The following is a 25732-nucleotide window of genomic DNA, read 5'->3' as shown; positions in this document are numbered from 1 at the left end:
CGATGGCTGCGGAACCCAACCCGCAGGAGCCATCACGTCCATGCCGCACATCACCGCGCCCACTACCGGTATCGAGCTGTTTTACGAAGAGCACGGCAATCCCGGCGATGATCCGATCCTGCTGGTGATGGGCCTCGGCGCGCAGATGATCCTGTGGCCCGACGAATTCGTCGAAGCGCTGGTCGGCCATGGCCACCGCGTAATCCGTTACGACAATCGCGACATCGGCCTGTCGCAGAAGATGGAAGGTGCCAGGGCGCCGGGGATCGCCTGGCAGGTGATCCGCCAGAAGATCGGCTGGCCTGCGCGCGTGCCCTATACGCTCGCCGACATGGCCGCCGACGGAGCCGGGCTGCTGACCGCGCTGGACATTCCCAGGGCACACGTCGTGGGGGCTTCGATGGGCGGCATGATCGCGCAGCTGATGGCGGTGAACCATCCCGGGCAGCTGCAATCGCTCACCTCGATCATGTCGACCACCGGGCATCCCCGGCTGCCGCAGGCGGACAAGCCCGCGATCGACGCGCTGACCGCGCCCTTGCCTTCGATGGAGGAAGAGGACCTGATTGCGCACGGCATCAACGTGCAGGAGAAAATCGGCAGCCCCGGTTATCCGGCCGATGCCGAACGGCGCCGCGCGCGGGTGCAGGCGTTGGTGCAGCGCAGCGTCTATCCGCCCGGTCTGCCGCGTCAGCTCGCCGCGATCATCGACGATGGCGACCGGCGCGAACGGCTGCGGTCGGTGAGTGTGCCGACGCTGGTGCTCCACGGCGAGGCCGATCCGCTGGTCAAGCTGGAGGGTGGCAAGGACACCGCCGAGCACATCCCCGGTGCCAGGCTGGTGACGATCCCCGGCTGGGGTCACGATCTTCCGGCTGAGCTGATCGACCGGCTGGCGCAGGAGATCGCCGAGCATGCCCGCAGCGCGCGGGCGCGGGAATCGGTGGCCGCCTAGTTCGCCAGAGCCGCGAGCGAGCGGGCGAGATTGCGCCGTGCCTGCGCTTCGAACCGCTCGCGGCCCCACGCGCTGAAATAGAGGCGCGGGCGCGCGGCGAAACCGCGCAGCACCGCCGCGCGCCCCTCGCGAAACGCGGCATCCGGCACATGCGCATATTCGCGGCGGATCTGGTCTTCGTAGATAACGAATCGCTCCGGTGAGGCACCGAGGATCGCCAGATCCATGTCGAGGAAATGCGCGCAGTCCGATTGCGCGGCTCCCGACAGATCGCCGGGCAGGTGATGGCCCTCGGTCGCCTCGATCATCCGCCGCGCGGCGGAGAGGCTTGCGGCGGGAATGGCCGGTGCGGTTTCGACCAGCAGCGCGGCGCTGCGGCGTTCATTGTCCTTGGCGCGCGGATCGTAGATCGCGTCGTGGAACAGGATCGCGTGGAGCACCGCGTCCGGATCGTGCAGCAGGCCCCGGGCATCCGCCATATGAGTGAGCAGCGCCTCGATATGCGACCAGTCGTGATAGTGCCGCTGCGGCTCGGAATGGCGCTGGCGCAGGTCGGCGAGGATCGGCACCGGAACCGATTCGAGCGTTGCAATGGTCACAGCCACCTCCTGTTCCGCGACGGCGCAACAATCATGCCGCCGCCTTGCGAAAAGATTCAGCGATTGATTCACATGATTCAATCACCAAATTTTTCTTCACAGATTCATTTTCGCTCTTGCGCGGTTCGCGACTCTAGCTTTGTCCACGCGTCGCTGCACTGCAACATGGAATTCCGATCCGGGTTTCCGCGATTTTGTGGTTAATCTCCCGTTGACGCGGATTCGTCGCTGATTCATTATCTGGTGGTTCGGTTCGCGGATGAACCCCAAAATCTAGGTGACTCGGCCCACGCTCGACAGGGCGCGGCAGGAAGGGGAGTCGCCGGATTCAGGGGTCGGACGATCCGGATTGTGGACGGATCGCGGGACAGGCTGTGAGGAATCACATGGCTATCCTGTGGACAGGTCGGTATAGAACAGAATTGGAACATCGACACTTGTGTCCTGTCCGATTCGCGGGGACTAGACGGGGCGAGAATGGAATTTAAAGCGAGTGAAAACGTGGCCAGTGAGAACACGGGCAACGAAGTGCTGACCGACGCGGACACCGGCGAAACGCTGGGTCGTGCGCCAACAGGCACGCCGACGCCGAAGAACAAGAAGGCCGTGACAATGGACAATGCCGACAAGGGCAGCGACGAACTGATCGCCGCAAAGGCGGGAGAAGCTCTCGCGGGAGCCATGGCCGAAGCTGCCAGGGCTGCGGTCCTGCCAGACAGCAAGACCGTGAATGCGCGCCGGTTTGAGATCGAGACCGACGAGAGCCGCGACGCCTATCTCACCGAATTCGGCAAGGAAACGCTGACCGATCGTTACCTGTTGCCGAATGAAAGTTATCAGGACCTGTTCGCGCGCGTGGCCGATGCCTATGCCGACGATCAGGAGCACGCGCAGAGGCTCTGCGACTATATCTCGTCGCTGTGGTTCATGCCGGCGACCCCGGTGCTGTCGAACGGCGGCACGGGTCGCGGCCTGCCGATCAGCTGCTACCTCAACTCGGTGTCCGACAGCCTCGACGGGATCGTCGGCACGTGGAACGAAAACGTCTGGCTCGCCTCCAAGGGCGGCGGCATCGGCACCTATTGGGGCAATGTCCGCGGCATCGGCGAGCCAGTGGGCCTCAACGGCAAGACCAGCGGCATCATTCCGTTCGTGCGGGTGATGGACAGCCTGACGCTGGCGATTTCGCAAGGGTCGCTCCGCCGCGGTTCGGCCGCGTGCTACCTCGACGTCTCGCACCCCGAGATCGAGGAGTTCCTCGAAATCCGTAAGCCTTCGGGCGACTTTAACCGCAAGGCATTGAACCTTCACCACGGCGTGCTGCTGACCGACGAATTCATGGAAGCCGTGCGCGACGGGGCCGAGTTCGAATTGAAATCGCCCAAGACCGGCGAAGTGCGTGGGCGTGTCGATGCCCGCTCGCTGTTCCAGAAGCTGGTCGAAACCCGTCTCGCCACGGGCGAGCCCTACATCGTCTTCGCCGACACGGTGAACCGCATGATGCCCAAGCATCACCGTGATCTCGGCCTCAAGGTTTCGACTTCGAACCTGTGTTCGGAAATCACCCTGCCGACCGGCGTCGACCATCTCGGCAATGATCGCACCGCGGTGTGTTGCCTGTCTTCGCTCAACCTCGAGAAGTGGGACGAGTGGTCGGGCGACAAGCAGTTCATCGAGGACGTGATGCGCTTCCTCGACAACGTGCTGCAGGATTACATCGACCGCGCGCCCGACGAGATGGCCCGCGCGAAATACTCCGCCGAGCGCGAACGTTCGGTCGGCCTAGGCGTGATGGGCTTCCACTCCTTCCTGCAGTCGAAGGGTCTGGGCTTCGAAAGCGCGATGGCCAAGGCGCTGAACCTGAAAATGTTCAAGCATATCCAGGCCAAGGCATCCGAAGCTTCGATGCTGCTCGCGCAGGAGCGCGGACCGTGCCCCGACGCGGCCGAAATGGGCGCGATGGAACGCTTCAGCTGCAAGATGGCAATCGCACCGACTGCGTCGATCAGCATCATCTGCGGCGGCACCAGCGCCTGCATCGAGCCGATCCCGGCCAATATCTACACCCACAAGACGCTGTCGGGCAGCTTCGTGGTCAAGAACCCGTATCTCGAAAAGCTGCTGCAGGAAAAATCGAAGGATTCGACCAACGTCTGGAATTCGATCCTCGAACGCGGCGGATCGGTCCAGCATCTCGACTTCCTCTCGCCCGAGGAAAAGGGCGCGTTCAAGACCAGCTTCGAGATCGACCAGCGCTGGCTGCTCGAATTCGCTGCCGACCGTGCGCCCTACATTGATCAGGCGCAGTCGCTGAACCTGTTCATCCCGGCTGACGTCGACAAGTGGGACCTGATGATGCTGCACTTCCAGGCATGGGAGAAGGGCATCAAGTCGCTCTACTACCTCCGCTCGAAATCGGTGCAGCGCGCCGGGTTCGCCGGCGGGGTCGAGGCCGACAACACCAAGGATGCAGCCAAGTTCGAACTCGCCGCCGGAGCGGGGGAGCAGACCGATTACGAGGAATGCCTGAGCTGTCAGTGAGGCAATCGGTCTGGTCGCTCTTTTGACAGTGCTGATGATTCAATTGCACTGAACATACCCCCGCAAGCATCGGCCTTGCGGGGTTTTTCCTGCCCGTTTATATATTTACCCGCGCTAAACCGTTTGCCCCTATACAACCGCGACCATGCGCACGCGGAAATCTCCCCGCAAACCGATCAACGTGCCGGGCCGGTATTTCACCGGACTCGGCTCGCCGGTCGATGTCACCTTGTCCGACCTGTCCGAGGGCGGTTGCCGCTTCGTTGCCGGGGCGCACACCCTCACGGTCGGCGCGCCGCTGCAGATCTACGTCGCGGATTCGGGTCCGCATCGCGCCGCCGTGCGCTGGATCGAGGGCGAGGAGGTCGGAGTCACCTTCGCCGCGCCGATCGCGATCGGGCAGTTCGACACGGTGAAGACGGCGCACGGTCCCGAACTGCCCGACCAGCCGGCACCGCGCGCACTCGCCCCGATGCCGACCGGGCTGCCGCAGCGGTTCTGCTGATCCGCGCTTGACGCGGCTCGCCGCGACGCGCCACGCTCCCCGACACGACGGGGGCACACGCCATGACTTACGGTACATTCATCCCGCTGCTGTTCGGCCTGATGGCGCTCGCCGATTTTCCGGTGATCGTGTGGCTGCGCAACACCAACCGCATCGCGCCCGGGCCGGCGGCGCTGCTGATGCTGTGCGCGCTCTCGCTCCCGCTGATAGTCTATGTCATACTGAATGTCGCCGTGCCCGATATCGGGGCGCGCATCCTGTATTAGCTCGAAGGGAGGGACAAGCGGCATGGAACCACCGATCTGGATCGGGATCGCAGGGACGGTCGTGGTGCTGGCATTCCTGATCAACGGCATGCGGCTGGCGCGCGGCGAGCCGGGACATGCGGCCAATGCCGGGCGGCTGCACGCCGCCGTATCGATCATCGTCCTGCCGCTGATGTGGCTTGTGATCGCGGGCATGACCCGATGAGCGCACACCCGCGCGCCGCGCTGCGGATCGCCGCTGCCGCCGCGCTTGCGCTGCTGCTTTCGGCCTGCGCCAGCCAGATCGATGCCGGGATCGCGCAGGGCGAAGAGGTGCCCGGTTTCTGGTGGGGCCTGTGGCACGGCTTCGTGTTTCCGTGGAGCTGGATCGGCTCGCTGTTCGATCCGGACATCGCGGTTTACGCCGTGCCCAACACCGGCGGCTGGTACGATTTCGGCTTCTTCCTCGGCATCATCGTGCTGGGCGGCGGAAGCTTTTTCGGATCGAAAAAGCGCGGCGACTGACGCGCGATCCGGCCGCACTTGCAGCGGCTACACGTTAAGCTGTTGAGCGGCATGCAAGAGCGCCGCCGGAAGACTCGGTTCGACTCGGAATTTGCACGGTTTATCCCCGCGTAAATCTCCCCGCTTGCCTTCGATTCCGGCGCGTGATTCCCTATATGGGTAAGCGAACACAAACTGAGGAAACACAAGATGTCGTTGCTCGAAGCCCGCAAGACCTACAAGCCGTTCGAATATCCGTGGGCCTACGACTTCTGGAAACGCCAGCAGCAAATCCACTGGATGCCCGAGGAAGTGCCGCTGGGCGAGGATTGCCGCGACTGGGCGCAGAACATCACCGAGCACGAGCGCAACCTGCTCACCCAGATCTTCCGCTTCTTCACCCAGGCCGATGTCGAGGTGCAGGATTGCTACCACGACAAATATGGCCGCGTGTTCAAGCCGACCGAGATCAAGATGATGCTCGCCGCCTTCTCCAACATGGAGACGGTGCACATCGCCGCCTATTCGCACCTGCTCGACACGATCGGCATGCCCGAAAGCGAATATTCCGCCTTCCTCGAATACGAGGAAATGAAGGACAAGCATGATTACATGCACCAGTTCAGCGTCGACACCGACGAGGATATCGCGCGCACGCTCGCCATGTTCGGCGGCTTCACCGAAGGGCTGCAGCTGTTCGCCAGCTTCGCGATGCTGATGAACTTCCCGCGCTTCAACAAGATGAAGGGCATGGGCCAGATCGTCAGCTGGTCGGTCCGCGATGAAAGCCTCCACTGCGAAGGCATCATCAAGATGTTCCACACCTTCTGCGAAGAGCGCGACTGCCTGACCAAGGCGGTGAAGGAAGACATCATCGACATCTGCCAGAAGACCGTGCGGCTCGAAGACGCCTTCATCGATCTCGCCTTCGAAATGGGCCCGGTCAACGGGATGACGGCGAAGGAGATCAAGAAGTATATCCGCTACATCGCCGACTGGCGCCTCGGCCAGCTGGGCCTGCAGCAGATCTACATGGTCGACGAACACCCGCTGCCGTGGCTGTCACCGCTGCTCAACGGCGTCGAGCACGCCAACTTCTTCGAAACCCGCGCGACCGAATATTCGAAGGGCGCGACCAAGGGCAACTGGAACGAAGTGTGGTCGTCGTTTGATAAGCGCCAGAAGGCGAAGGCAGTCAATGAAGACGGCGCGGGGGACGAGGGTCCGGATATGTTCGGCGAAAGCGCGGTGCAGGCGGCGGAGTGATTGACTGCCAAGGGATAAGGTGCCACTAAAGAGAACGTAAGAAGAACATAGGAGTTCTCTATGCCGAAAGTCATAGACTTATTCTGCGGTGCAGGTGGCTTAAGCTATGGTTTTGAGGAAGCGGGTTTCGACGTGGTTGCTGGCTGCGATATCGAGGCCAGATTCGGCGAGACCTTTGAGGCAAACCATAAGAATGCGAAGTTCATTCATGCACCAGTCGCCCATCTAAAAGGCGGTGCGCTTCTGCAACAAACAGGAATGGAGCCCGGAGAATTGGATGTTCTTGTCGGGGGGCCGCCTTGCCAGGCTTACAGCGTCTATAATCATCAGCGGGGCATGGACGATCCGAGATCTGAACTCTTTGAGGACTATCTGAAGATTGTCGGAGAGTTGCAGCCTGCTTGGTTGGTGATGGAGAACGTTACCGGCATCCTTTCGATCGAAAAGGGCGCTCTAATCGATCGCATCAAGGGTGCTATTCGAGCACTTGGCTATGCTGATGTCGATCATTACGTGCTGAAGGCGGAAGAATACGGTGTGCCACAAGAGCGGCGCAGAGTAGTCTTCATTGCAAATCGGCTAGGGCTTCCAGTCATCAAGCCGAAGCCGACCAGATCGACCCCAAATTTCGTGACCGTCTGGGATGCAATAGGCGATCTGCCTGCCATTCACCCTGATCAAAACCCTACTGAAGGGGTCAAGTACGCTTGTGAACCAATGAATGACTTCCAGGCATGGGCGCGCGGCAAATTGGATGCTGTCACCAATCACCGTAGTCCGAGACTTGGTCCCGCAAATCAGGAAAGACTTCGTCACATTCCAGAGGGGGGTCATGGCGCGATATCCCGATCGACCTTCTTCCAGAAGGAATGAAGCGGGCCAAGCGAAGCGATCACACAAAGCGGTACGGTAGGCCCCGGAAAACTGATCTTGCATGCACTATTCTGACCAAGTGCGACATTCACTGGGGGCGTATATCCATCCAATACAGAATCGCCCGTTTAGCGTTCGTGAGGCCGCGCGATTGCAGAGTTTTCCGGACTGCTTCGAATTCGCTGGAAGTATGACTGAGCAGTTCGTCCAAATTGGCAATGCAGTTCCTCCCAAGTTAGCGTATCAGATCGCAACCCAAATTATCTCTGCAATCAAGCGACCAGAGCGGATCGCCGCCTAATGCGCTTGGCAGAAGTGTTCGGCGCTGCGACTGACGATACGTCTTCAAAGGCAGAAGCGTTCCGGCATAAGAAATTCTGTCGCTTCAAGGATGGCCCGTGCACAAAAGTTAGTAAGTCAGATCCCATAGGTGTTTGCTCACTTCAAGCCTTTGCAGAAGCGACGATCGTTTGCCCAACCCGCTTCCTCGAGGATGGGCGGGTCTTTCGCGACGCCGGAAGACTCGCTTTTGGCGAAGGAGCTCAAATCATCCCGTTCCCAGAATTTAAGCTTTTACGCGTTCCTGGTGCAGGAAAGAACGGAAGCGACAAAAAGATTGGGAAAGTCGATTTCCTCCTCGGACGCCTCTCCGATGGCGAAATTGTCGATTTTGCGGCGCTAGAGATTCAGGCTGTTTATTCGTCAGGCGGTGGGGTGAAAGAGGCATTCGAACGATTCATCGGTCGCTCAAATGCGCCATTGGATGGCTTGGGTGTAGACTTCCGATCAAGCGCGCAAAAGCGGCTTGTTCCTCAGCTCCAGCTAAAAGTTCCGGTCTTCAATCGCTGGGGGAAGCACTTTTTTGTGGCTGTGGATTCAACATTCTATTCGGCATTGCCCCAATTCCGCGAGACCAGTGCGGGGAATAGCGAACTGACTTGGCTATCATATCAATTCTCGCAATCAGGCGCGGGAAGTGAATTCCGGATGAGTGAACCAAAGACTACCTTTACCGAGTGGGAAGACGTCCGGCACGCGCTCAAAGAGGGTGTTCCACCTTCTGGGCCAGAAGAAGTACAGCAGGAATTGTCGCTCAAGCTGAAAGGAAGGTCTGGCTCGAAGCTCAGAATATTGCGTGTCTGAGGTTCGCTTCTTCCTCACTTCATCCCCTGTATTTCGTGTGAAAGACGGTCAGAGTTCTAGGGACACCACCATGCCACGCCCACTCCTCCTCGCGCTAAGCATCGCGCTCGCCGCCACCCCGCTCGCGCCGACCCTCGCGCAGGATGCTTCCGAGCCCGATCCGATTGTCGAGGTCGACCAGACCGACGCGGCGATGAATGCGGCCAAGGATGAGGCGCGGGAGACGCTCGATCAGTGGCTCGCCGTGCTCGCCGATCCGCCCGAGGGCGCGTCCGACATCCTGTTCAAGTTCCCGCTGGGCGGGTGGGAGCATATCTGGGTCGGCAATGTCGCGCGCGACGGCGACACGCTCACCGGCAACCTCGCCAATGCGCCGCATTCCGAAGGCTACGCCTATGGCGACCCGGTGCGCGTGCCGCTCACGCAAGTCTCCGACTGGACCTGGCGCGACGCCACCGGATACGTCCACGGCCACCGCACCACCCGCGTCCTGTTCGACCAGCTCGACCCGGAAACGGTCGAAGCGATCAAACGCGATTTCGGCTGGGAGTAAGGCGCGCCCGGCGGCCGCGTTGACCTGAATCAAATACGGCGCCCGCGCCCGCGCCTAGCGTTCTTGCATCACAGCAACGGAGACCGCCCCACATGTCGCAGCACACGCCCAACGAATTCTCCACCGTGTTCAAGCGCGATCGCGCGCTGATCACCCGCCTCAAGCACGAGGATGCGCATTTCGCGCGGCTCGCCGACGAGTATCACGAGGTCAACCGGCAGGTGCACCGGATCGAAGCCGAAACCGAAGCCGCGAGCGACGAGCGCATGGAGAGTCTCAAGAAACAGCGGCTCGGCCTGCTCGACGCGATCACCGCGATCGTGGCCAAGGCACGCGCGGCGGCGTAAAAGACGTATACTTTTCACCGGGAATGCATCGCTGTAAGCTGCTGCGATGGAGGATGTGCCTCGCATCAAGCCCGGCAGGCCGCGCAAGATAGGCGATGCCGAATGGTCGGAGAACGGATTGCGCTTGCGTGACGACCGCAGGCAGGCACCGTCCCACTTGCCGGTCTCGACCGTGCTCGCTCTTGCGATGCTCGCCTCGTCGCTAGCACTGCTCGTCCTCACGATTGGCCTGCATCTGTTTGGCTAGGAGACCAGGCCGAGGTCTCAGAACCGCACCGCGCCCAGCAGGAATCGCGAATACCACACGTGCAGGCGCAGCAACGCCTTCCAGCCCGATTGCTCCAGATTGCCGACCCACGATCCGAAACAGAGGCGGGTGCCGTTGCCTAGGGGTTCAACCGCAAACCAGCTGGCCGTGCCGGTTTCCCTGGCCTCCAGCAGCGCCTCGGTCTCTCGCCGCTCGACTACGCGCCACACCGCAAACCGGTCCGCTTCTCCGCGGGCAACCGCGCGCGCATCGGCATTCGATTCGCCGCGACCCATCAGGCCCAGCACCAGCCGTTCTGGCCGGAAGGCTGCGCTGCAATAGAACCGCTCGATGAACTCGGCGAGGCTGACCGTGCCTGCGACATCGCGCACGAAGCAGTCGCGGTAGTCGCCAGCGCCCCCGAACTGCGCGAGGAGGCTTTGCTCGGGGACGGTCGTGCTGCTGATATCCGCCATATCCAAGATATATCGTAAGCCCCGGCGCGCGACAAGCCGGTTCGCGGCTATGCCGCTGTAACAGAACGCGCAACTTTCGGGACCCGCGACGCGATCCGATCGTTGATCCTCCATATCCAACGCTATCCCAGGGGAAATCATGCGCACTCACCACTCTCTCGCCCTGTCGGCCAGCCTCGCCGCGCTCGCGCTGTCGGCCTGCACCCCGGAAACGCCATCCGATCCGGATCAGACCGTGACCGATGATATCGTCGAGGCGACCGACCGCGATGTCGATCCGCAGCAGCCGATCGCGCGCGAAACGCCGCTGCCGCCGGAAACCGACGCCGCCAACAGCGCCGACACCGATCAGCCGACGCTGGGCGTCGATCAGGTCGATACCGACGCGCTCGGCTCGGGTGCGGAACCGGCGCGCCCGATCGGCGACTAGCGGCGGTGCGAGAGCGCGCGCGGGCGGCTCAGTTCGAGCCGATATCGAAATCCATGCCGCCGACCGGATCGTCCGCCGCGCGCGGCGTGCCATACGCGGATTTCGCCATGGCGACGGTGTCGAGTTCGTCGATGATCTTGGCGGTGTCCTGAAACTGGCTGCCCTTGATGATCCGACCCTCGTCGTCGAACTCCCACAGGTCGAACATCTCGTGTTCGAACGGCTCGCCGCCCTTCACGCGCAGCACCGACTTGAAATGCGTCGCGGCGCGGTTTCCCTCGACCACGGCGTCGACAAGCGTGCGCTCGAGCATGTCGATCTGTTCGAACAGCTTGGCGGCGACCTGGTCGGGCCCGTCGTCGCGCCCGCCCGGAAAGGACTGGATGAAGCTCGCATTGCCGACGAAGCGGAAGGTCGCATCGGGCGCGAGCACGCTGGCGAACGCGCTTCGATCTCCGTTCTGGCGTCCCCTGTACAGCGTATCGATCTTCTCCAGCATCGTCTCGCGGTCCATCTCTCGTCTCCCCTGCGTGTTGCGAGTCTCCTGGCGCAGAATACCACAGGTCTCGCACCGATTCGCCAGCGTCAGCGCGGCGCACACCAATCGACCGGCCGCGCGCCCCAGCCGCTTTCTGCCGCGAGGCCGCGGGCGATCATCGTTTCGGCCAGATATTCGCGCCCACCGCCAGGGGCCGCGCGGCGGACCTCGCGCAACTCGCGACCATAGCGATCGTAAGGCGGATCGTCCGCGCCGGTCCACTGGAACGGCCCGCGCCCGAGCCATTCGTGCAGCGCGGCGCGCGCGGCAAGCGCGGCCTCACGTTCGGCCGGGCAGGCCCCGTCGAGCTCGGGAGCGTCGAAGCCGGTCAGGCGAATGCGGCGCTGGTCGCTGCCGAAACCGATAATGACAGTGTCGCCATCGGCGACGCAGCCCGCAGCACCGCTGCGCTCGCCGCAGATTGCGAAGTCGCGCGTCACCGTGACCCAGCCCTGCTCGTCCACCACCGGCCTGACCAGGAACCACCAGCCAGCCATCACGATCAGCGCCAGGGCCGGGACGCGCCAGACCAGCCACCAGCCGAACCACCCGCCGCGCGAACGCGGCCGACGAAAGCGCGGAGACTTTGAACGGCGTTTGAGCATGGCCGGGCAACGATAGCAGCGGCGGATGTGACCCGCCACAGCCTGCTCTGCAAGGCAAAGGCCGCCGGGATCCGATCCCGACGGCCCTGCAAGTCCGGTAGCGAGTGTTACGCCTGGACGTTTTCGGTTTCGCTCAGCGAACCCTTGGAGCCATCGGGCCGTTCGATGGTGAGGCAGGTGCCTTCGTCGACATAGGTCCAGGCGTTGCCTTGGTAGTCGATCACGCTGGTGCCCGCGCAGCTGGTGCCGGGGCCGGCGGCGCAATCGTTCTCGCCTGCCTTGGAGATGCCGAAGCACTTTTCCTTGGCCCCTTCGGTTGCCGCGCCATTGGCGGCGACCTGGGTCGTATCACCACCGGCGGTGGTGGCTTCGGTCGGTGCGTCGGCGCCGCCCGAACAGGCAGCGGCAAGGCCGGCTGCGGCGGCGAGCGCGATCGAGCCCTTGATGCGAGTGGTGTTCATGGATGAATTTCCTCCGTTTCAAGCAATCCTGACGGCACGATCTGCGCGCCGTTCAACAGGCGATTCGCAGTCAACCAACAAACGGTTACAGTGCCAAGTGCAAAATAGTGCACCTTGCCATGGCGTTGCCGGTGGCGGCTACGGCTTTGCAGCGGGCATTCGAGCGGCTAAGCGCCCGGAGCACGGTCGATAATCGAACGACGGCCGAACAGCGGGGAAAGCGCACACCATGACTGCAGCCAACGACCAGGCGACACTGGCGAAAGCCGAAGTGCTGATCGAGGCGCTGCCCTATTTCCAGCGCTATGCCGGGCGCACCTTCGTGGTGAAATATGGCGGGCATGCGATGGGCAACCCGCAGGCCGCGCGCGATTTTGCCGAGGATATCGTGCTGCTCAGGGCGGTCGGCATCAACCCGGTGGTGGTGCACGGCGGCGGGCCGCAGATCGGCGAGATGCTGTCGAAGCTGGGGGTGGAGAGCACGTTCGTGGACGGGTTGCGCGTGACCGACGAGGCCACCGCGAAAGTCGCGGAAATGGTGCTGTCGGGCGCGATCAACAAGGAAATCGTCGGCTGGCTCGGCAAGGCGGGTGGCAAGGCGCTGGGCCTGTCGGGCAAGGATGGCGGGCTGGTAACTGCGCGCAAGGTCGAACGCACGACCCGCGACCCTGACAGCAATATCGAACAGGCGGTCGATCTCGGCTTCGTCGGCGAACCCGCGCAGGTTGATACCAGCGTGATCGACACGGCGGTCGCCGCCGGGATGATCCCGGTGATCGCACCCATTGCGGGCGGGGAGGACGGCGCGACCTACAATATCAACGCCGACACGATGGCGGGCGCGATCGCGGCGGCGCTGGGCGCGGCGCGGCTGTTCCTGCTCACCGACGTGGCGGGCGTGCTCGACGCCGACGGCACGCTGCTGACCGACCTGACGCCCGCACAGATCGCGAAACTGCGCGAGGACGGTGTCATCAAGGGCGGGATGGTGCCCAAGCTCGAAACCTGCGTCTCCGCGGTCGAGGCCGGATGCGAGGCGGCGGTGGTGCTCGACGGGCGGGTCGCGCACGCCATGCTGCTCGAATTCTTCACCGCCCGCGGAGCCGGGACGCTGGTGAGGGGTGGATAAAGCCGTATTAGTCGGGTAACACGCCCCTCACGGGACCCAATTGCGCGCGGATCACCCATGCCCGCGCCGCACAATGAGAGAATGTCGCACAATGAATGGACTCGACGTACTTTACGATATCGTTCGGCTGCTGACGAACGCGTTTGTGATGCTGATCATCATCCAGTTCGTGATCGGGCTGCTGTTCACCTTCAACGTGATCAGCCCGTCGAACGATTTCCTGCGGCAGGTCTATGAATCGATCAATCGCCTGCTCGATCCGGTGCTGCGCCCGATCCGCAATGTCATGCCTTCGACCGGGGCGATCGACTTCTCGCCGCTGGTCCTGATCCTGTTGCTGCAGATCGTCCTGATCGTGATCGGCAGCCTCGCCAGCGCCTACTGACCCGGACCGGCCCAATGACCGCTACTCGTATCGACGGAAAGGCCTTTGCCGCGCGCCTGCGCGAGCGGGTGGGCGAAAGCGCGCTGAAATTCGCCGCGCAGGCCGGGCGCAAGCCGGGCCTGGCGGTGGTGCTGGTCGGCGACGATCCGGCCAGCCAGGTCTATGTCGGCAGCAAGGGCAAGGCGACCGTCGCGGCCAATATGGAAAGCTTCGAACACCGGCTGCCCGCCGACACCAGCGAGGCGGAGCTGCTGGCGCTGGTTGACCGGCTCAACACCGACGATGCGGTCGACGGCATCCTCGTCCAGCTGCCGCTGCCAGACCACCTCGATGAGCAATCGATCATCGCCTCGATCAGCCCGGACAAGGATGTCGACGGGTTTCACGTCATCAATGCCGGGCGGCTGAGCGTCGGGCAATCGGGCTTCGTCCCGTGCACGCCGCTAGGCTGCATGATGCTGCTGACCGACCGGCTGGGCGATCTTTCCGGCCTCGAAGCGGTAGTGATCGGGCGCTCCAACATCGTCGGCAAGCCGATGGCGCAGCTGCTGGTCGATGCCAACGCCACCGTCACGATCGCGCACAGCCGGACCAGGGACTTGCCGGGCGTGGTCAGGCGCGCGGATATCGTCGTCGCAGCGGTCGGCCGGCCGGAGATGATCCGCAAGGACTGGCTCAAGGACGGCGCGACCGTGATCGATGTCGGGATCAACCGCCTGCCGCCCGAACCGGGCAAGGACAAGGGCCGACTGGTCGGCGACGTCGCATTCGACGAAGCGAGCGAAGTCGCGGCGGCGATCACGCCGGTGCCCGGCGGGGTCGGACCGATGACCATCGCCGTGCTGCTGCGCAACACCCTGGTCGCGGCCTGGCGCAATGCCGGGCTCGAGGTGCCCGAGGGGCTGTAGTCAGGCCCCGTAAATCCTTCGTGCACAAGGACCGCGCCCAAAGCAGGGAGTTCCGATGAAACCGCATACCGCTTTGCTGATGTCCGCTGCTGCAGCCCTTGCCCTTTCCGCCTGCGCCGCTCCGCGTCAGGGACCGCCGGCGCGCGTCATCGACCGGGTACTCGCCAACGCGCCGGGCAAGGCGCAGCCGAGCACGATAGTCGCCACCGAAACCGCCTATGCCCGCGACGCCAGGGAGATCGGCCAGTTCACCGCGGCCGCCCGATACGCCGCTTCAGGGGCCTTGCTGCACGGCCGCAACGGGCCCGTCGCCTTTTCCTCGGTGGCGGGCGCGCTCGATGATGCCGACGGAGTGCAGGAATGGGGTCCGCGCACCGTTGTCATGAGCTGTGATGGCGAGCTGGCGCTCAGCGTCGGGCGGTTCCGCGACAAGGATGGCTTCGTCGGGAACTACGTTACCACCTGGGTGCGGCAGTCCGACGACCGCTACAAATGGAGCTACGACGTGGCCGGGCGCGACGATCCGCAGCCGCCGCCGCGCGAGACCTTCGAGGACGGCGACATCGTGGTGACCGCCCTCGATTCGATCCTCGGGCTTGTCGCCACCTGCCCGCGCGAGGGCGAGACCGTGCCTCCCCCGCCTGCGATCCCGATCGGAAGCGACGGGGCGGGCGACGCGCAGCTTTCGCGCGACAGAACCCTGCGGTGGCGCTGGGAGCATCGCCCCGACGGCACCAAATTCGTCGCGGCGGACTATTACTACAACGGCGAATGGGTCACCGCGGTAGAAGAAGGCCTTGCATCGCCGCCCAAACAGTGATGAGGGGCGGCGCGACACGCAACCACGCATCGGGATCCGCCAGGCCGCCATGGTCTTCACCGAACTCTTCGTTTCCGCCTTCATCACCCTGTTCGTGGTGATCGACCCGCCGGGCTGCGCGCCGATCTACGCCGGGCTGACCAAACGCGCCACTCCGGCGCAGGCGCGGGTGATGGCGCTGCGCGCGACCGGGATCGCGGCGGTAATCCTGCTGATCTTCGCCTTCTTCGGCGAAGACCTGCTCGATGCGCTGCATATCGAGCTCGACAGCTTTCGCATCGCCGGGGGCCTCATGCTGTTCTGGATCGCGTTCGAGATGGTGTTCGAAAAACGCACCCAGCGGCGCGAGGAGCGCGCGGAGAAAGTCAGCGCCTCGGAAGTCGAGGATGTGTCGGTGTTCCCGATGGCGATGCCGATGCTCGCCGGGCCGGGGGCGATCGCGGCGGTGATGCTGCTGATGAACGAAGCCGACGGGGTAGCCGAGACGATCGAGGTGTTCGCGGCACTGGGCGCGGTGCTGCTGATTACCGCCGCCGCGCTGGTCGCGGCGGGGCCGCTTATCCGTCTGCTCGGCGACAAGGTCGAAGCGGTGATCACCCGGCTGCTCGGCGTGCTGCTGGCGGCGCTCGCGGCGCAATATGTGATCGACGGGCTGAAGGGCAGCTTCGCGATGTGACGGTCTGTCGCGCGGCGACCGCATGCCTTGCCGACCCGATCAACCAGCCGGGAATGCCGGAGCCCGATCTGGGGGATCAGTGCGACCTGAAGGGCTTGAAACCCGCGCTTGGCGCGGCCGTCTGGAGCGGCAGTTTCAAGGCCTGTCGGGCTCCGGCAAGAGAATAGGGGTGTCGGGAAAGCCGATCAGAGCCAGCGCCGCGCGACCGGCATCGAGCACGCGCTCCGGATCGGACGAGAGCCGCGCGGAAGCGTAGGCCCCGTGGAGCAACTGGACCAGCGTGCGGCCCAGCACCGCGCGATCGGCATCGAGGTCATTCAGCGCAATCGCTTCGCTTGCGATTACGGTCAGGAACGCTTCGATCTGGTCGAAGATGCGCTGCGATTCCTTGCGGATTTCCGGCATGTCGAGCCCGAGTTCGAGCGCCAGCCCCACAATCGGACACCCATAGACATCGCCGCTTTCGGTATGCGCGTCGGTATGGACCCGGTGGATGAGGCGGAAAATCGCCGCGAGTCGATCCTGCGGTGCTTCGAACCGATCGAGCGTCCCGGAAAAGATCAGCTCGTGCGTCACCGCGCCGTTGTATTTGACCACCGCCAGCGCAAGGTCGCGCTTGTCGGCGAAATAGCGGTAGACGGTGGCCTTGTTGACGTCGGCCGCGAGGGCAACCCGATCGACCGAAACGCCGTGAAACGAGTGGCGCCAGAACAGGCTGGCGGCAGTGGCGACGATATGCGCACGGGTACGCTCGCCTTTGGTCGGGAAGGCCGCGACATTCATAAATAACCGTTTAGTTACTTCGCTGCCGAGGGCCAAGCGCTCATCTGCGACGAATTGTCGCACGCCCTGCGGCGCGCAGGCGCGCTGGCGGGTTGCTGAGCGCGGGGATCGCACCTTGCGGTGCGCACGCGCGATCACTGCAGCGTGATGATTTCCTCGCCGCCGTCGCGGCGGCCGTAGAACAGCATCAGCTGCACCAGCAATTCGCACCGGGCCGAAAGGTTCTGCGCTTCGAGCAGCGCCTGTTTGGATGCCGGATCGAACGGGGCGATTTGCGATACCCCGTTGATCAGCGACTGGTCATCGAGCCGCTCGACCGAATCCCAGTCGACGCTGTAGCCCTGCGCATCGGCGAACTTGCGCGCCTCGTATTCGAAACCACCGCGCTGTGCATGGGTGAGCGTCTCGTCCTCGTCGTCGTCGATCAGCTCGGCTTCGATCTGGCGGAACGCGGTCGTGACGTCGAGCTCGCGCAGCAATTTGAACCGCGCTTCCCCTTCGAGGACGAGGTTGTAGCGCCCGTCTTCCATCGCCTCGATCTCACCGATCCGGCCGACGCAGCCGACCGTATAGAGCGGAGCGCCTTCGGTCGAACGCTGCGGCTGGATCATCGCGATCCGCCGGTCGCGCACCAGCGCGTCACCCACCAGCGCGCGGTAGCGCGGCTCGAAGATATGCAGCGGCAGTTGCAGTCCGGGGAACAGGACGGCGCCGGGCAGCGGGAAGATCGAGAGGCGCTTCGACATTGCGCGACTTATCCGAACAGGATTTTGGACAGTCGGCGGCGGCTGGCGACCACCCATTCGGCTTCGAGGCCCACGGCTTCGAAGATCTGCAGCAGCTTGGCCCGGGCGGCCCCGTCGTTCCATTCGCGGTCGGCCTCGATCATCGCCAGCAGCGTATCGGCGGCCTCGTCGCGGCGTCCGGCCGCGAAGGCCGCTTCGGCATAGGCCAGCTTGGCCTCCATCGAGGCATCGCCGGCTTCGGCAGCGGTCTTGAGCGCTTCGAGCTCGGTGTCGTCGACCTGCGTTCCGGCAAGTTCGAGCGCGCTCCTGGCCGCGGCGATCGCCGGATCCTTCGCCAGCGCTTCGTCCGCTTCGATCGCCGCCATGACCTGGTTCGCTTCATCGATCTGGCCGAGCTGCACCAGCGCGCGGACCAGCCCGGCATGCGCGGGGCCGTGATCGCCGGCGAATTCGGTAACCTGCGCGAAGATGCCCGCGGCGCGTTGCGCATCGCCGTCGCTCAGCGCCTGCTCGCCCATAGCGACGAACTGCGCCAGCTCTTCGGGCGAGGGGCCTTGCGCAGCGGGCGCACCATCGGCACCGGCCTGGATCGGCAGCTTTTCGAGCAGCTGGTCGAGCGCCTGCTTCAACTGGGTTTCGGTGCGCGCGCTGGAAAGATCGGCGACCGGCTGCCCCTGGAACATCGCGTAGACGGTCGGGATCGAACGCACCTGGAACTGGCTGGCGATGAACTGTTCCTCGTCGACATTGATCTTGGCCAGCACCACGCCCTTGTCGGCGTATTCGGCGGCAATCTTCTCGAGCGTCGGTGTCAGCGCCTTGCACGGCCCGCACCATTCGGCCCAGAAATCGACGATTACGAGCTTGGTTTGCGACGGATCGACGACCTCCTTGCGGAACCGGTCGACTGCTTTCTGTTCTTCGATATTGAGACCCATGCTGGCCAAGGGGCTGCTCCCTGTCGTTGGATTTGCGCCGTTTCGTTGCCCCAATGTGGGGCGTATCGCGGCATTGTGAAGCGTTGGCGTGCGCTGGCGGCTCTGCCCGGTTCGATCAAGCGATATTTGCCGCGCCTTTTTTGGCTTGCAGGCGGTGCAGCGCGCTGCTAATCGCGCCGCCTCCCCCGCAGGGACACGGAATTGCTGTCCTGCGAGCGTCAGTGAGCGGGCGTAGCTCAGGGGTAGAGCACAACCTTGCCAAGGTTGGGGTCGGGCGTTCGAATCGCCTCGCCCGCTCCAGTTTTTACAGCACTTTCGGTGTTTTGCAGCCTTCGGGCCGATCGGCGGGCGGATCGCACTTCCGATACTCGCCGTCGGCTTCCCGGCCAGGACCCGGCGGACGTTCGCCGACGTGACCTCCTCCGGTTTCGACCAACGGCTCGCAGCCGTGCTCTCCGCACCATCCCGGCACTCGTTCCGACCTGGTTGACGGTCTCGCCCGGCGTGCAGGACCGTGACGATCCCGCATCACTGATGCCGATTGTCCGCAGAAATGCGCGTTTCGTCGAAGTCGTGTCGGTTGGCCTTGCAGTTTGCGGAATGGCTGCTAGCTGCGTGATACGTTATTACATTATCAGCAACGGATATTCTCGATGAAGATCACCCCCTCCCGCCTCGCGCTCGCCAGCGCGCTCTCGCTCGGCATGGCGGCGAGCCCCGCATGGGCAGACGCCGGGACCGATGACGAGCAGGCGCAGCCGGGTGGCTCGACCGATGGCGACCAGCGGCCAGACGACGATCTCCACAACCGCCAGATCGACTACCAGGGCAATATCATCGTCAGCGCCGAAGGGTTGCGCCAGCTCGATATTCTCGCGGGCACCAGCGTGCTCGAAGCCGACGCCATCCAGCGCAATCTTGCCGGGCAGATCGGCGAGGTTCTGGTCAAGCTGCCGGGCGTTTCGGCCAGCGGCTTTGCGCCGGGTGCCTCGCGCCCGGTGCTGCGCGGCTTCCAGGGAGAACGCGTACGCATTCTGGTCGATGGGCTGGGGACCTCCGACGTTTCCAACACCTCGGTCGATCACGCGACCACGATCGACCCGCTCACCGCCGAGCGGATCGAGGTGCTGCGCGGGCCGGCCGTGCTGCTCTATGGCAGCCAGGCGATCGGCGGCGCGGTCAACGTGATCGACAAGCGCATTCCGACCCGCATTCCCGAAAAGGGTTATCATCTCGACGCACTCGCCTCGATCGACAGCGCGAGCGATCTGCGCACCGGCGGCGCCTCGCTCGACGTGCCGATCGGCGATGTCTTCGTTGTCCATCTTGATGGCAGCTGGCGCGAGAGCGACGATCTCGAGATCGCGGGCTTCCAGCTTTCAGATACGCTGCGCGCCGAATTGCTCGACGAAGCCGACGAGGAAGCGGCCGAAGGCGAAGTCGAGGAAGCGGCAGAATTGCGCGAGGCTGCCGGTCGGCGCGGTGTCGTTCCCAACACCGCGAGCGAAAGCTGGACCGTCAACGCCGGGTTTGGCGTGATCCTCGGCGACAGCAGCTTTGGCGCTTCGATCGGCTGGTACGACACCGATTACGGCGTCCCGGGCCGTCCGGGCACCGAACACGCGCACGAAGGCGAGGACGGGGACGAAGCGGACGAGCAAGAGGAAGGCGAGGAAATCGTCACGATCGGGCTCGAACAGTTCCGCGCCGATTTCCGCGCCGACATCGCGCTGGGCGACGGGTTCTTTTCGAAGGTGAAGGCGCGCGTCGGCTATTCCGATTACACCCATACCGAATTCGAAGGCGCCGAAATCGGAACCGTGTTCGACAGCGAAAGCATCGAGGCCCGGGTCGAACTGCTGCAACAGCAGACCGGCCCGTGGCGCGGCGCGAGCGGGGCGCAGTACCTGCACCGCGACTTCTTCGCCGAAGGGGCGGAAGCCTATATTCCGCCCAACCTCACCGATCAGTTCGCGCTGTTCACCCTGCAGGAGTTCGGCAACGGCCCGTTCCAGATCGAGGCCGCCGCCCGTTACGAGATGACCGACGTCGAGGCACCCGCGCTCGGCCTCCAGCGCGATTTCGATACCTTCTCGGGCGCGGTCGGCCTGGTCTACGAAGCCGACGAGGCGTTCCGCGCCGGGGTCAACGTCACCCGCGCCGAACGCGCGCCGAGCGCGGAAGAGCTGTTCTCTGACGGGCCGCACATCGCGACGCAGGCTTTCGAGGTCGGCGATCCCGACCTGTCGGTAGAAAGCGCATGGGGCCTCGAAGGTTTCGCGCGCGGCCGGATCGGAACCGCGACCTTCAGCGTCGCGGTCTTCAGCCAGTGGTTCGACGACTACATCTACCTCTCGGAAGCCGGGGGCGAGGAAGACGGGCTGCCGGTCTTCGTCTACCTGCAGCAGGATGCCGACTATTTCGGTGTCGAAGGCGAAGTGTCGTTCCCGCTGTTCGACACCGGCGGGGTCGGGCTGATCGCCGACTTGCGCGGATCCTATGTCGAGGCCGAGCTATCCGATGGCAGTGCGGTCCCGCGGATCCCGCCGCTGAGCCTGCTTGGCGCGCTCGAAGCGCAGACCGAGGCATTCGACCTGCGCGGCGAAATCCAGTGGTTTGCCGAGCAGGACCGCGTCGCCGCATTCGAGACCCCGACCGACGATTTCGCGCTGGTCAACGTGCTCGTCTCGTGGCGCCCGCTGCCGAGCCGCGAAAACGTCACCGTGCAGCTCGCGGCGGACAACATCTTCGATGTCACGGGTCGCCGTCATGCGAGCTTCACCAAGGAATTCGTCCCGCTGGCGGGCCGCAACGTCCGCGCGAGCGTGCGGCTCAGTTTTTGACGATTATGGGCTCCTGCGAAGGCAGGAGCCCATCTTGCCCGCATTGGATTGGTTCCCGCTTTCGCAGGAACTCTCTGGGTTCGTGACGGCTCAGTTCTCCGCCGCGAATGTCAGTTCGGCGTGCTCCTCGAGCCGCTTCACCAGGTCTTCGCCGAGGAAGTAGCCCGGCGTCCCGATCCCGCCCGGCTTGTCGCATGACAGCAGCGCGATCCCGGTCTCGGCCAGCATCCGGCTGGTCGAGCCGTAACCCGGATCGTACTTGCCCTTGACCCCATAATGCACCGTGTCGCCATCGGGCATTTCGGCGACGAACAGCACGTCGTAGTATCCGTTCTCGCGCTCTTCCTTGCTCGGCCCTTCGCCTGGCTTGGGCGGCTTCGCACCGAACGGGTTCTTCATCATCTCGACCGCCGCCTCGGCCATCTTCTTGCCCGCCTCGCCGGGGCTGGTGAGCACCATCTCGTCGTACTGGAAATCCTCCCCATAGGGATGCCCGGCGAGGAAGTTGGTGCGGTGCACGTTCTTGGTGTTGATCGGCGCCATCACGAACGGCGCAGCCCATTTGTCGAGATCCTTTTCGTACATCGGGATCATCCCGCTCGGCTGGCTGGGCCCATCGAAGCCCGGAGCGAGCGCAAACGGATCGCGCAGCACGTTGATGATCCTGGGGTTCCTGGCCGCCGCCTTCATCGTCGCGCCGAGGCTGGCCGCTGTGCCGCCCGAAAAGGTGCCGGCCATCGCCCGGACGCGGCCGCGGATGCGCGGCGCGGGCTTGCCGAAGCGCTCGTTCGCAACCTTCTGCGTCATCAGCACGCCGAGATCGAACGGGATCGAATCGAATCCGCTGGAAAAGCAAATATGCGCGCCGGTCCTAGCCGCTTCGTCCTGATGCTCGGCGATCTTCTCCGCCATCCACGCCGGCTCGCCGCACAGGTCGGCATAATCGGTACCGGTCTTGACGCAGGCGGCGACGAGGTTGTCGCCATAGAGCTGGTACGGCCCGACCGTGGTCAGCACGACATTGGTCCGCGCGCACATCGCCTCGAGGCTCGCCATGTCCTCGGCATCGGCGACGACCAGCGGCGTCGTCGCCGGCGCGCCGATTTCGTCGCGCACGCTTTCGAGCTTGTCGAGGCTGCGCCCCGCCATCGCCCATTTCGGCCCGTCATCGCGCGATCCGTAGTGATTGCTCAGATATTCGGCGACGAGGCGGCCGGTATAGCCGGTCGCGCCATAGACGATGATGTCGAATTCGGGGGTTGCCATGGGGTCTTCTCCTTTGGCTAAGCGCAATGCTCGCGCAACGCTGGCGAGTCAAAGGGCAGCTTTCGGGCGGACCGCGAAGTTGACACACTTGACACGGTGTCACCCGGCGATTTGGGCGAATTATCGAAGGAATAGAGTGTCGTACGCCCAGAATGCGAAGTTGACACTTCTCCAACTTGAAACGTGATTTCTGGAGCGAGGGTAAGCGATTCCAGCATGGCAGGGCGATCATGCCAGCTCTCCACGATGTAGGAAAACGATGTGCCTCCGAGCTCTTGAGCGGCGGGCGCAGCTCCCGGTGCGACGGGAACCTCGGCGGGGGAAGGCCATTGAATTTCATGAACCATCCGGCCCGCCGATCGGGCCAACCCTACTCACAGGAACCCCCTCATGCCGCACGATCTGACACTCAGGGCCATTCGCCCAGTAACGCACAACGTAAACGAACTGACCTTCGACCGGCCGGAGGGGTACGACTTCACACCCGGCCAGGCGACCGATTTAGCGCTCGATCGCGATGACTGGCGCGACGAGAAGCGGCCTTTCACCTTCACCTCGCTGCCCGGCGCCGAGCACCTGCAATTCACCATCAAGTCCTATCCTTCGCACAATGGCGTGACCGAGCAGATCGGTCAGATGCAGGCTGGCGACGGGGTGATTATCGAGGACCCGTGGGGCGCGATCGAGGACCGGGGGCCAGGCACCTTCATCGCGGGCGGTGCCGGGCTTACCCCGTTCCTGTCGATCCTGCGCGCGCGCCAGGCCGAGCACGGCACGCTCGACGGCTATCGCCTGATCTTTTCGAACAGCGAGGAAAAGGACATCATCCTGCGCGAAGAGCTGGAGCGGATGCCGGGGCTGGCGCTCGACCTCGTTCTCAGCGACGAGGATGTGGGGGCACGCACCACGGCCAGATCGACCGCGAATACCTCGAAAGCGCGGGCCTCGACTTTAGCGGAACATTCTACCTGTGCGGCCCGCCCCCGATGGAAGAGGGCATCGCCACCGCGCTGCAGGCGCTCGGGGTGAGCGAAGACAGGCTGGTAATGGAAGAGGACTGATCCGCAGGTGGCCTGGCCGGTCGGCGATCCCCGTCAAAGCCGCGGCAGCGTCACGCCCTTCTGGCCCATATATTTGCCCGCGCGGTCGGCATAGGTGACCTCGGGCCGCTCGTTCCCTTTCAGGAACAGGAACTGGCACGCGCCTTCATTGGCATAGATTTTCGCCGGTAGCGGGGTGGTGTTCGAGAATTCGAGCGTCACATGGCCTTCCCAGCCCGGTTCCAGTGGCGTGACGTTCACGATGATCCCGCAGCGCGCATAGGTGCTCTTGCCGAGGCAGATCACCAGCACGTCCTCGGGCACGCGGAAATATTCGACCGTGCGGGCGAGCGCGAAGGAATTGGGCGGGATCACGCAGACATCGGTCTCGCGATCGACGAAGCTGTTGGCGGCGAAATCCTTCGGGTCGACCACCGCGCTGTCGACATTGGTGAAGATCTTGAACTCGGGCGCGACCCGCGCGTCGTAGCCGTAGGAGGAGAGGCCGTAGGAAATGCACCCTTCGCGCCGCTGCGCCTCCACGAACGGCTCGATCATGCCGTGCGATTGCGCCTGCTCGCGAATCCACTTGTCGGAAAGAATCGCCATGCGGGAGGCTTCGCTCATGGCGATGCGGAGAGCAAGGAGGCGCCCTGCCTTTTCCCGACATTGTCTTTGCCATGGCCCGCAATAGCCTTCTGCGCTAGCCTTTGTGTTGTCGTCTGCGTTCTCGAACAGGAGCTGGCCGGGTGATCATCGACACCACTTTGAACGACGGGACACCGATCTGCATTCGCGCGGTTCGCCAGGACGACGAACAACGCCTGAGAGAAGGAATCGAGCAGCTTTCGAAGCGGTCGCGATACCTCCGGTTCTTTTCGGGAATGAAGACACCGCCGCAGAATGTTCTAGACAAGCTGGTAAACGTCGATGGCCATGATCACATCGCCTGGGGTGCGCTGCGCAGCGATGTCTCAGAGAAGCCTGCGATCGGCATCGTCCATGCATTTCGCGATGACGACGATCCGCTGACTGCAGAATTTTCCGTGGGCGTTCTCGATGCGTATCATGGTCTGGGGCTGGCGAGATTGCTCACTGCGGTGCTGCTGCTGGATTGCAGGCGAGAGGGATATCGCGAGTTCAGCGTGCACATCCTCGCCGAAAACAAGGCTGCTCTCGGTCTGGCGCGGTCGCTAGGCGCGGTGCCGCAAGCGCGGGAAGGAAATGTCACCGAACTGGAGATCGACGTCGAACACGCGATCGCCACGCTCAGGGCGGAACGCGAGGTGCCGGGCCTGACCGCGATTTTCGATGCTTTCGAGGATGGTAAGGACGCGTAATCCACGGTGGCGGTATGCGCCCGCTACTTGACCGCCTTCGCCCCCAGCTTCGGGTTCATCGCGGCGACATGGTTCAGCCATGCCTTGGGCCGGCGGAGCATCTTTTGCGGGTAATCGACCTTCAGCCCCAGCAGCTGCGCGATCTTGCCGACGAAATGGATGCAGTTGCGGCTTTCCAGATCGTAATACTTGCCCGGTGCGTTCTGCCATCGGCGCACTTCGGCGACGACCTGGCGATATTGCGCATCGGTCAGGTCGATGGTGAAATGGCGGTTGGTCTTGCGGATGTTCTTCTCGCTTTCGGCCAGCACCATGTGTTCGACCGGGCCGTTGAGGATCGCCGGGGTCACCTTGCGCGCGGAAAAGCCGTAATTCTCGTTCACGACCTCGCCGGTTTCCTCCAGCGTCCCTTCGAGCACGACGAAGGTGTGCGGATAGCGCCCGAACAGCACCGATCCGTTGAACGAATGGAAGTGGATCTGGACGTCGGCGAGCGCCGGGCCGCTCCAGACGAGCGCCAGCAGGGCAAAAAGATGGGTGAGGAAGCGTTTCATGCGGCGCTGCATAACA

At 63.7% G+C, this 25732-nt stretch carries 33 protein-coding genes and 1 tRNA gene; 23 read left to right on the top strand and 11 right to left on the bottom strand.

The features are described from left to right. Positions 1-40 precede the first annotated feature (40 nt). Complete coding sequence (locus KDC96_RS11585; RefSeq protein ID WP_212448582.1) at positions 41-955, top strand: alpha/beta fold hydrolase; 915 nt, start codon at positions 41-43, stop codon at positions 953-955. Here the strand turns inward: KDC96_RS11585 and KDC96_RS11580 are convergent. Next, complete coding sequence (locus KDC96_RS11580; protein ID WP_212448581.1) at positions 952-1554, bottom strand: hypothetical protein; 603 nt, start codon at positions 1552-1554, stop codon at positions 952-954. The two genes, KDC96_RS11585 and KDC96_RS11580, sit on opposite strands and share 4 nt — an antisense overlap. A 477-nt stretch (positions 1555-2031) precedes the next feature. Between KDC96_RS11580 and KDC96_RS11575 the strand changes: the two genes are divergently transcribed. The 12 genes from KDC96_RS11575 to KDC96_RS11520 all read left to right on the top strand — a co-directional run bounded on the left by KDC96_RS11575 (position 2032) and on the right by KDC96_RS11520 (position 9778). Beyond that, a complete protein-coding gene (locus KDC96_RS11575) occupies positions 2032-4095 on the top strand; it encodes a ribonucleoside-diphosphate reductase subunit alpha (protein ID WP_212448580.1) in 2064 nt (687 codons plus the stop codon). A 145-nt stretch (positions 4096-4240) separates the two neighbouring features. After that, entirely contained in the window at positions 4241-4600 is a 360-nt protein-coding gene (locus KDC96_RS11570) for a PilZ domain-containing protein (RefSeq protein ID WP_212448579.1), read from the top strand. A gap of 62 nt (positions 4601-4662) precedes the next feature. Beyond that, a complete protein-coding gene (locus KDC96_RS11565; protein WP_212448578.1) occupies positions 4663-4866 on the top strand; it encodes a hypothetical protein in 204 nt (67 codons plus the stop codon). A gap of 22 nt (positions 4867-4888) precedes the next feature. Next, on the top strand, positions 4889-5071 hold the full coding sequence (locus KDC96_RS11560) for a hypothetical protein (protein ID WP_212448577.1): 183 nt from the start codon (positions 4889-4891) through the stop codon (positions 5069-5071). Then, positions 5068-5370 carry a hypothetical protein gene (locus KDC96_RS11555; protein ID WP_212448576.1) on the top strand — a complete coding sequence of 101 codons (303 nt, stop codon included), beginning with the start codon at positions 5068-5070 and terminating at the stop codon, positions 5368-5370. Before KDC96_RS11560 ends, KDC96_RS11555 begins: the two co-directional genes overlap by 4 nt. Before the next feature lie 189 nt (positions 5371-5559). After that, positions 5560-6615: a ribonucleotide-diphosphate reductase subunit beta gene (locus tag KDC96_RS11550; RefSeq protein ID WP_212448575.1), complete on the top strand. Its 1056-nt coding sequence runs from the start codon at positions 5560-5562 to the stop codon at positions 6613-6615. 60 nt (positions 6616-6675) lie between these two features. Next, positions 6676-7488 carry a DNA cytosine methyltransferase gene (locus KDC96_RS11545; protein WP_212448574.1) on the top strand — a complete coding sequence of 271 codons (813 nt, stop codon included), beginning with the start codon at positions 6676-6678 and terminating at the stop codon, positions 7486-7488. A gap of 61 nt (positions 7489-7549) precedes the next feature. Then, the gene (locus tag KDC96_RS11540; protein WP_212448573.1) at positions 7550-7789 is read left to right on the top strand and encodes a DNA cytosine methyltransferase; all 240 of its coding nucleotides are present in this window, start codon (positions 7550-7552) and stop codon (positions 7787-7789) included. Positions 7790-7803: 14 nt separating this feature from the next. After that, a complete protein-coding gene (locus KDC96_RS11535) occupies positions 7804-8631 on the top strand; it encodes a NotI family restriction endonuclease (protein WP_249172019.1) in 828 nt (275 codons plus the stop codon). A gap of 70 nt (positions 8632-8701) precedes the next feature. After that, a complete protein-coding gene (locus KDC96_RS11530; protein ID WP_212448571.1) occupies positions 8702-9184 on the top strand; it encodes a DUF2314 domain-containing protein in 483 nt (160 codons plus the stop codon). Between the two features lie 92 nt (positions 9185-9276). Then, positions 9277-9531, top strand: a complete 255-nt coding sequence (locus KDC96_RS11525) for a YdcH family protein (RefSeq protein WP_212448570.1) — start codon at positions 9277-9279, stop codon at positions 9529-9531. 46 nt (positions 9532-9577) lie between these two features. Beyond that, entirely contained in the window at positions 9578-9778 is a 201-nt protein-coding gene (locus tag KDC96_RS11520) for a hypothetical protein (protein ID WP_212448569.1), read from the top strand. A 17-nt stretch (positions 9779-9795) separates the two neighbouring features. Here KDC96_RS11520 and KDC96_RS11515 read toward each other — a convergent pair whose 3' ends face one another. Beyond that, positions 9796-10254: a hypothetical protein gene (locus tag KDC96_RS11515; RefSeq protein ID WP_212448568.1), complete on the bottom strand. Its 459-nt coding sequence runs from the start codon at positions 10252-10254 to the stop codon at positions 9796-9798. A gap of 139 nt (positions 10255-10393) precedes the next feature. On the opposite strand from KDC96_RS11515, the gene KDC96_RS11510 reads away from it, so the two are divergent. Next, positions 10394-10684 carry a hypothetical protein gene (locus KDC96_RS11510; RefSeq protein ID WP_212448567.1) on the top strand — a complete coding sequence of 97 codons (291 nt, stop codon included), beginning with the start codon at positions 10394-10396 and terminating at the stop codon, positions 10682-10684. A gap of 28 nt (positions 10685-10712) precedes the next feature. On the opposite strand, the gene KDC96_RS11505 is transcribed toward KDC96_RS11510, so the two are convergent. The 3 genes from KDC96_RS11505 to KDC96_RS11495 all read right to left on the bottom strand — a co-directional run bounded on the left by KDC96_RS11505 (position 10713) and on the right by KDC96_RS11495 (position 12288). Further along, complete coding sequence (locus tag KDC96_RS11505) at positions 10713-11198, bottom strand: nuclear transport factor 2 family protein (protein WP_212448566.1); 486 nt, start codon at positions 11196-11198, stop codon at positions 10713-10715. 71 nt (positions 11199-11269) lie between these two features. Next, the gene (locus KDC96_RS11500) at positions 11270-11827 is read right to left on the bottom strand and encodes a thermonuclease family protein (protein WP_212448565.1); all 558 of its coding nucleotides are present in this window, start codon (positions 11825-11827) and stop codon (positions 11270-11272) included. Positions 11828-11934: 107 nt separating this feature from the next. Next, positions 11935-12288, bottom strand: coding sequence for a DUF2282 domain-containing protein (locus tag KDC96_RS11495; protein WP_212448564.1), 354 nt, complete (start codon positions 12286-12288; stop codon positions 11935-11937). A 229-nt stretch (positions 12289-12517) separates the two neighbouring features. Between KDC96_RS11495 and argB the strand changes: the two genes are divergently transcribed. The 5 genes from argB (at position 12518) to KDC96_RS11470 (ending at position 16206) form a co-directional block, all read left to right on the top strand. Further along, positions 12518-13417, top strand: coding sequence for an acetylglutamate kinase (gene argB / locus KDC96_RS11490; protein WP_212448563.1), 900 nt, complete (start codon positions 12518-12520; stop codon positions 13415-13417). A 91-nt stretch (positions 13418-13508) separates the two neighbouring features. After that, entirely contained in the window at positions 13509-13802 is a 294-nt protein-coding gene (locus KDC96_RS11485) for a YggT family protein (protein WP_212448562.1), read from the top strand. Positions 13803-13816: 14 nt separating this feature from the next. Continuing rightward, positions 13817-14710 carry a bifunctional methylenetetrahydrofolate dehydrogenase/methenyltetrahydrofolate cyclohydrolase FolD gene (gene folD, locus KDC96_RS11480; RefSeq protein ID WP_212448561.1) on the top strand — a complete coding sequence of 298 codons (894 nt, stop codon included), beginning with the start codon at positions 13817-13819 and terminating at the stop codon, positions 14708-14710. A 55-nt stretch (positions 14711-14765) separates the two neighbouring features. Beyond that, positions 14766-15530 carry a hypothetical protein gene (locus tag KDC96_RS11475; protein WP_212448560.1) on the top strand — a complete coding sequence of 255 codons (765 nt, stop codon included), beginning with the start codon at positions 14766-14768 and terminating at the stop codon, positions 15528-15530. Positions 15531-15579: 49 nt separating this feature from the next. Further along, complete coding sequence (locus KDC96_RS11470; RefSeq protein WP_212448559.1) at positions 15580-16206, top strand: MarC family protein; 627 nt, start codon at positions 15580-15582, stop codon at positions 16204-16206. 135 nt (positions 16207-16341) lie between these two features. On the opposite strand, the gene KDC96_RS11465 is transcribed toward KDC96_RS11470, so the two are convergent. The 3 genes from KDC96_RS11465 to trxA form a co-directional block, all read right to left on the bottom strand. Next, positions 16342-16989 carry a TetR/AcrR family transcriptional regulator gene (locus tag KDC96_RS11465; RefSeq protein WP_212448558.1) on the bottom strand — a complete coding sequence of 216 codons (648 nt, stop codon included), beginning with the start codon at positions 16987-16989 and terminating at the stop codon, positions 16342-16344. A gap of 134 nt (positions 16990-17123) precedes the next feature. Next, positions 17124-17735, bottom strand: coding sequence for an LON peptidase substrate-binding domain-containing protein (locus KDC96_RS11460; protein ID WP_212448557.1), 612 nt, complete (start codon positions 17733-17735; stop codon positions 17124-17126). Between the two features lie 8 nt (positions 17736-17743). After that, on the bottom strand, positions 17744-18673 hold the full coding sequence (gene trxA / locus KDC96_RS11455; RefSeq protein ID WP_249172018.1) for a thioredoxin: 930 nt from the start codon (positions 18671-18673) through the stop codon (positions 17744-17746). 225 nt (positions 18674-18898) lie between these two features. On the opposite strand from trxA, the gene KDC96_RS11450 reads away from it, so the two are divergent. Together KDC96_RS11450 and KDC96_RS11445 are read left to right on the top strand one after the other, a co-directional pair. Next, positions 18899-18973 (top strand) — tRNA-Gly (locus tag KDC96_RS11450). 353 nt (positions 18974-19326) lie between these two features. Next, a complete protein-coding gene (locus KDC96_RS11445) occupies positions 19327-21516 on the top strand; it encodes a TonB-dependent receptor (RefSeq protein ID WP_212448555.1) in 2190 nt (729 codons plus the stop codon). A 90-nt stretch (positions 21517-21606) separates the two neighbouring features. Here the strand turns inward: KDC96_RS11445 and KDC96_RS11440 are convergent, their stop codons facing one another. After that, entirely contained in the window at positions 21607-22782 is a 1176-nt protein-coding gene (locus KDC96_RS11440; RefSeq protein ID WP_212448554.1) for a trans-acting enoyl reductase family protein, read from the bottom strand. A 390-nt stretch (positions 22783-23172) separates the two neighbouring features. Between KDC96_RS11440 and KDC96_RS11435 the strand changes: the two genes are divergently transcribed. After that, on the top strand, positions 23173-23811 hold the full coding sequence (locus tag KDC96_RS11435) for an FAD-binding oxidoreductase (protein ID WP_249171773.1): 639 nt from the start codon (positions 23173-23175) through the stop codon (positions 23809-23811). 65 nt (positions 23812-23876) lie between these two features. Here the strand turns inward: KDC96_RS11435 and dcd are convergent, their stop codons facing one another. Then, the gene (gene dcd / locus KDC96_RS11430; protein ID WP_212452637.1) at positions 23877-24431 is read right to left on the bottom strand and encodes a dCTP deaminase; all 555 of its coding nucleotides are present in this window, start codon (positions 24429-24431) and stop codon (positions 23877-23879) included. 140 nt (positions 24432-24571) lie between these two features. Here dcd and KDC96_RS11425 point away from each other — a divergent pair, with 140 nt between their 5' ends. After that, positions 24572-25162: a GNAT family N-acetyltransferase gene (locus KDC96_RS11425; protein WP_249171772.1), complete on the top strand. Its 591-nt coding sequence runs from the start codon at positions 24572-24574 to the stop codon at positions 25160-25162. A gap of 23 nt (positions 25163-25185) precedes the next feature. On the opposite strand, the gene KDC96_RS11420 is transcribed toward KDC96_RS11425, so the two are convergent. After that, positions 25186-25716, bottom strand: coding sequence for a hypothetical protein (locus KDC96_RS11420; RefSeq protein WP_212448553.1), 531 nt, complete (start codon positions 25714-25716; stop codon positions 25186-25188). Positions 25717-25732: the final 16 nt, after the last annotated feature.

Source organism: Erythrobacter sp. JK5 (assembly GCF_018205975.1).
GTDB lineage: Bacteria > Pseudomonadota > Alphaproteobacteria > Sphingomonadales > Sphingomonadaceae > Erythrobacter.
This window is presented reverse-complemented; position numbering and strand designations above follow the sequence as displayed.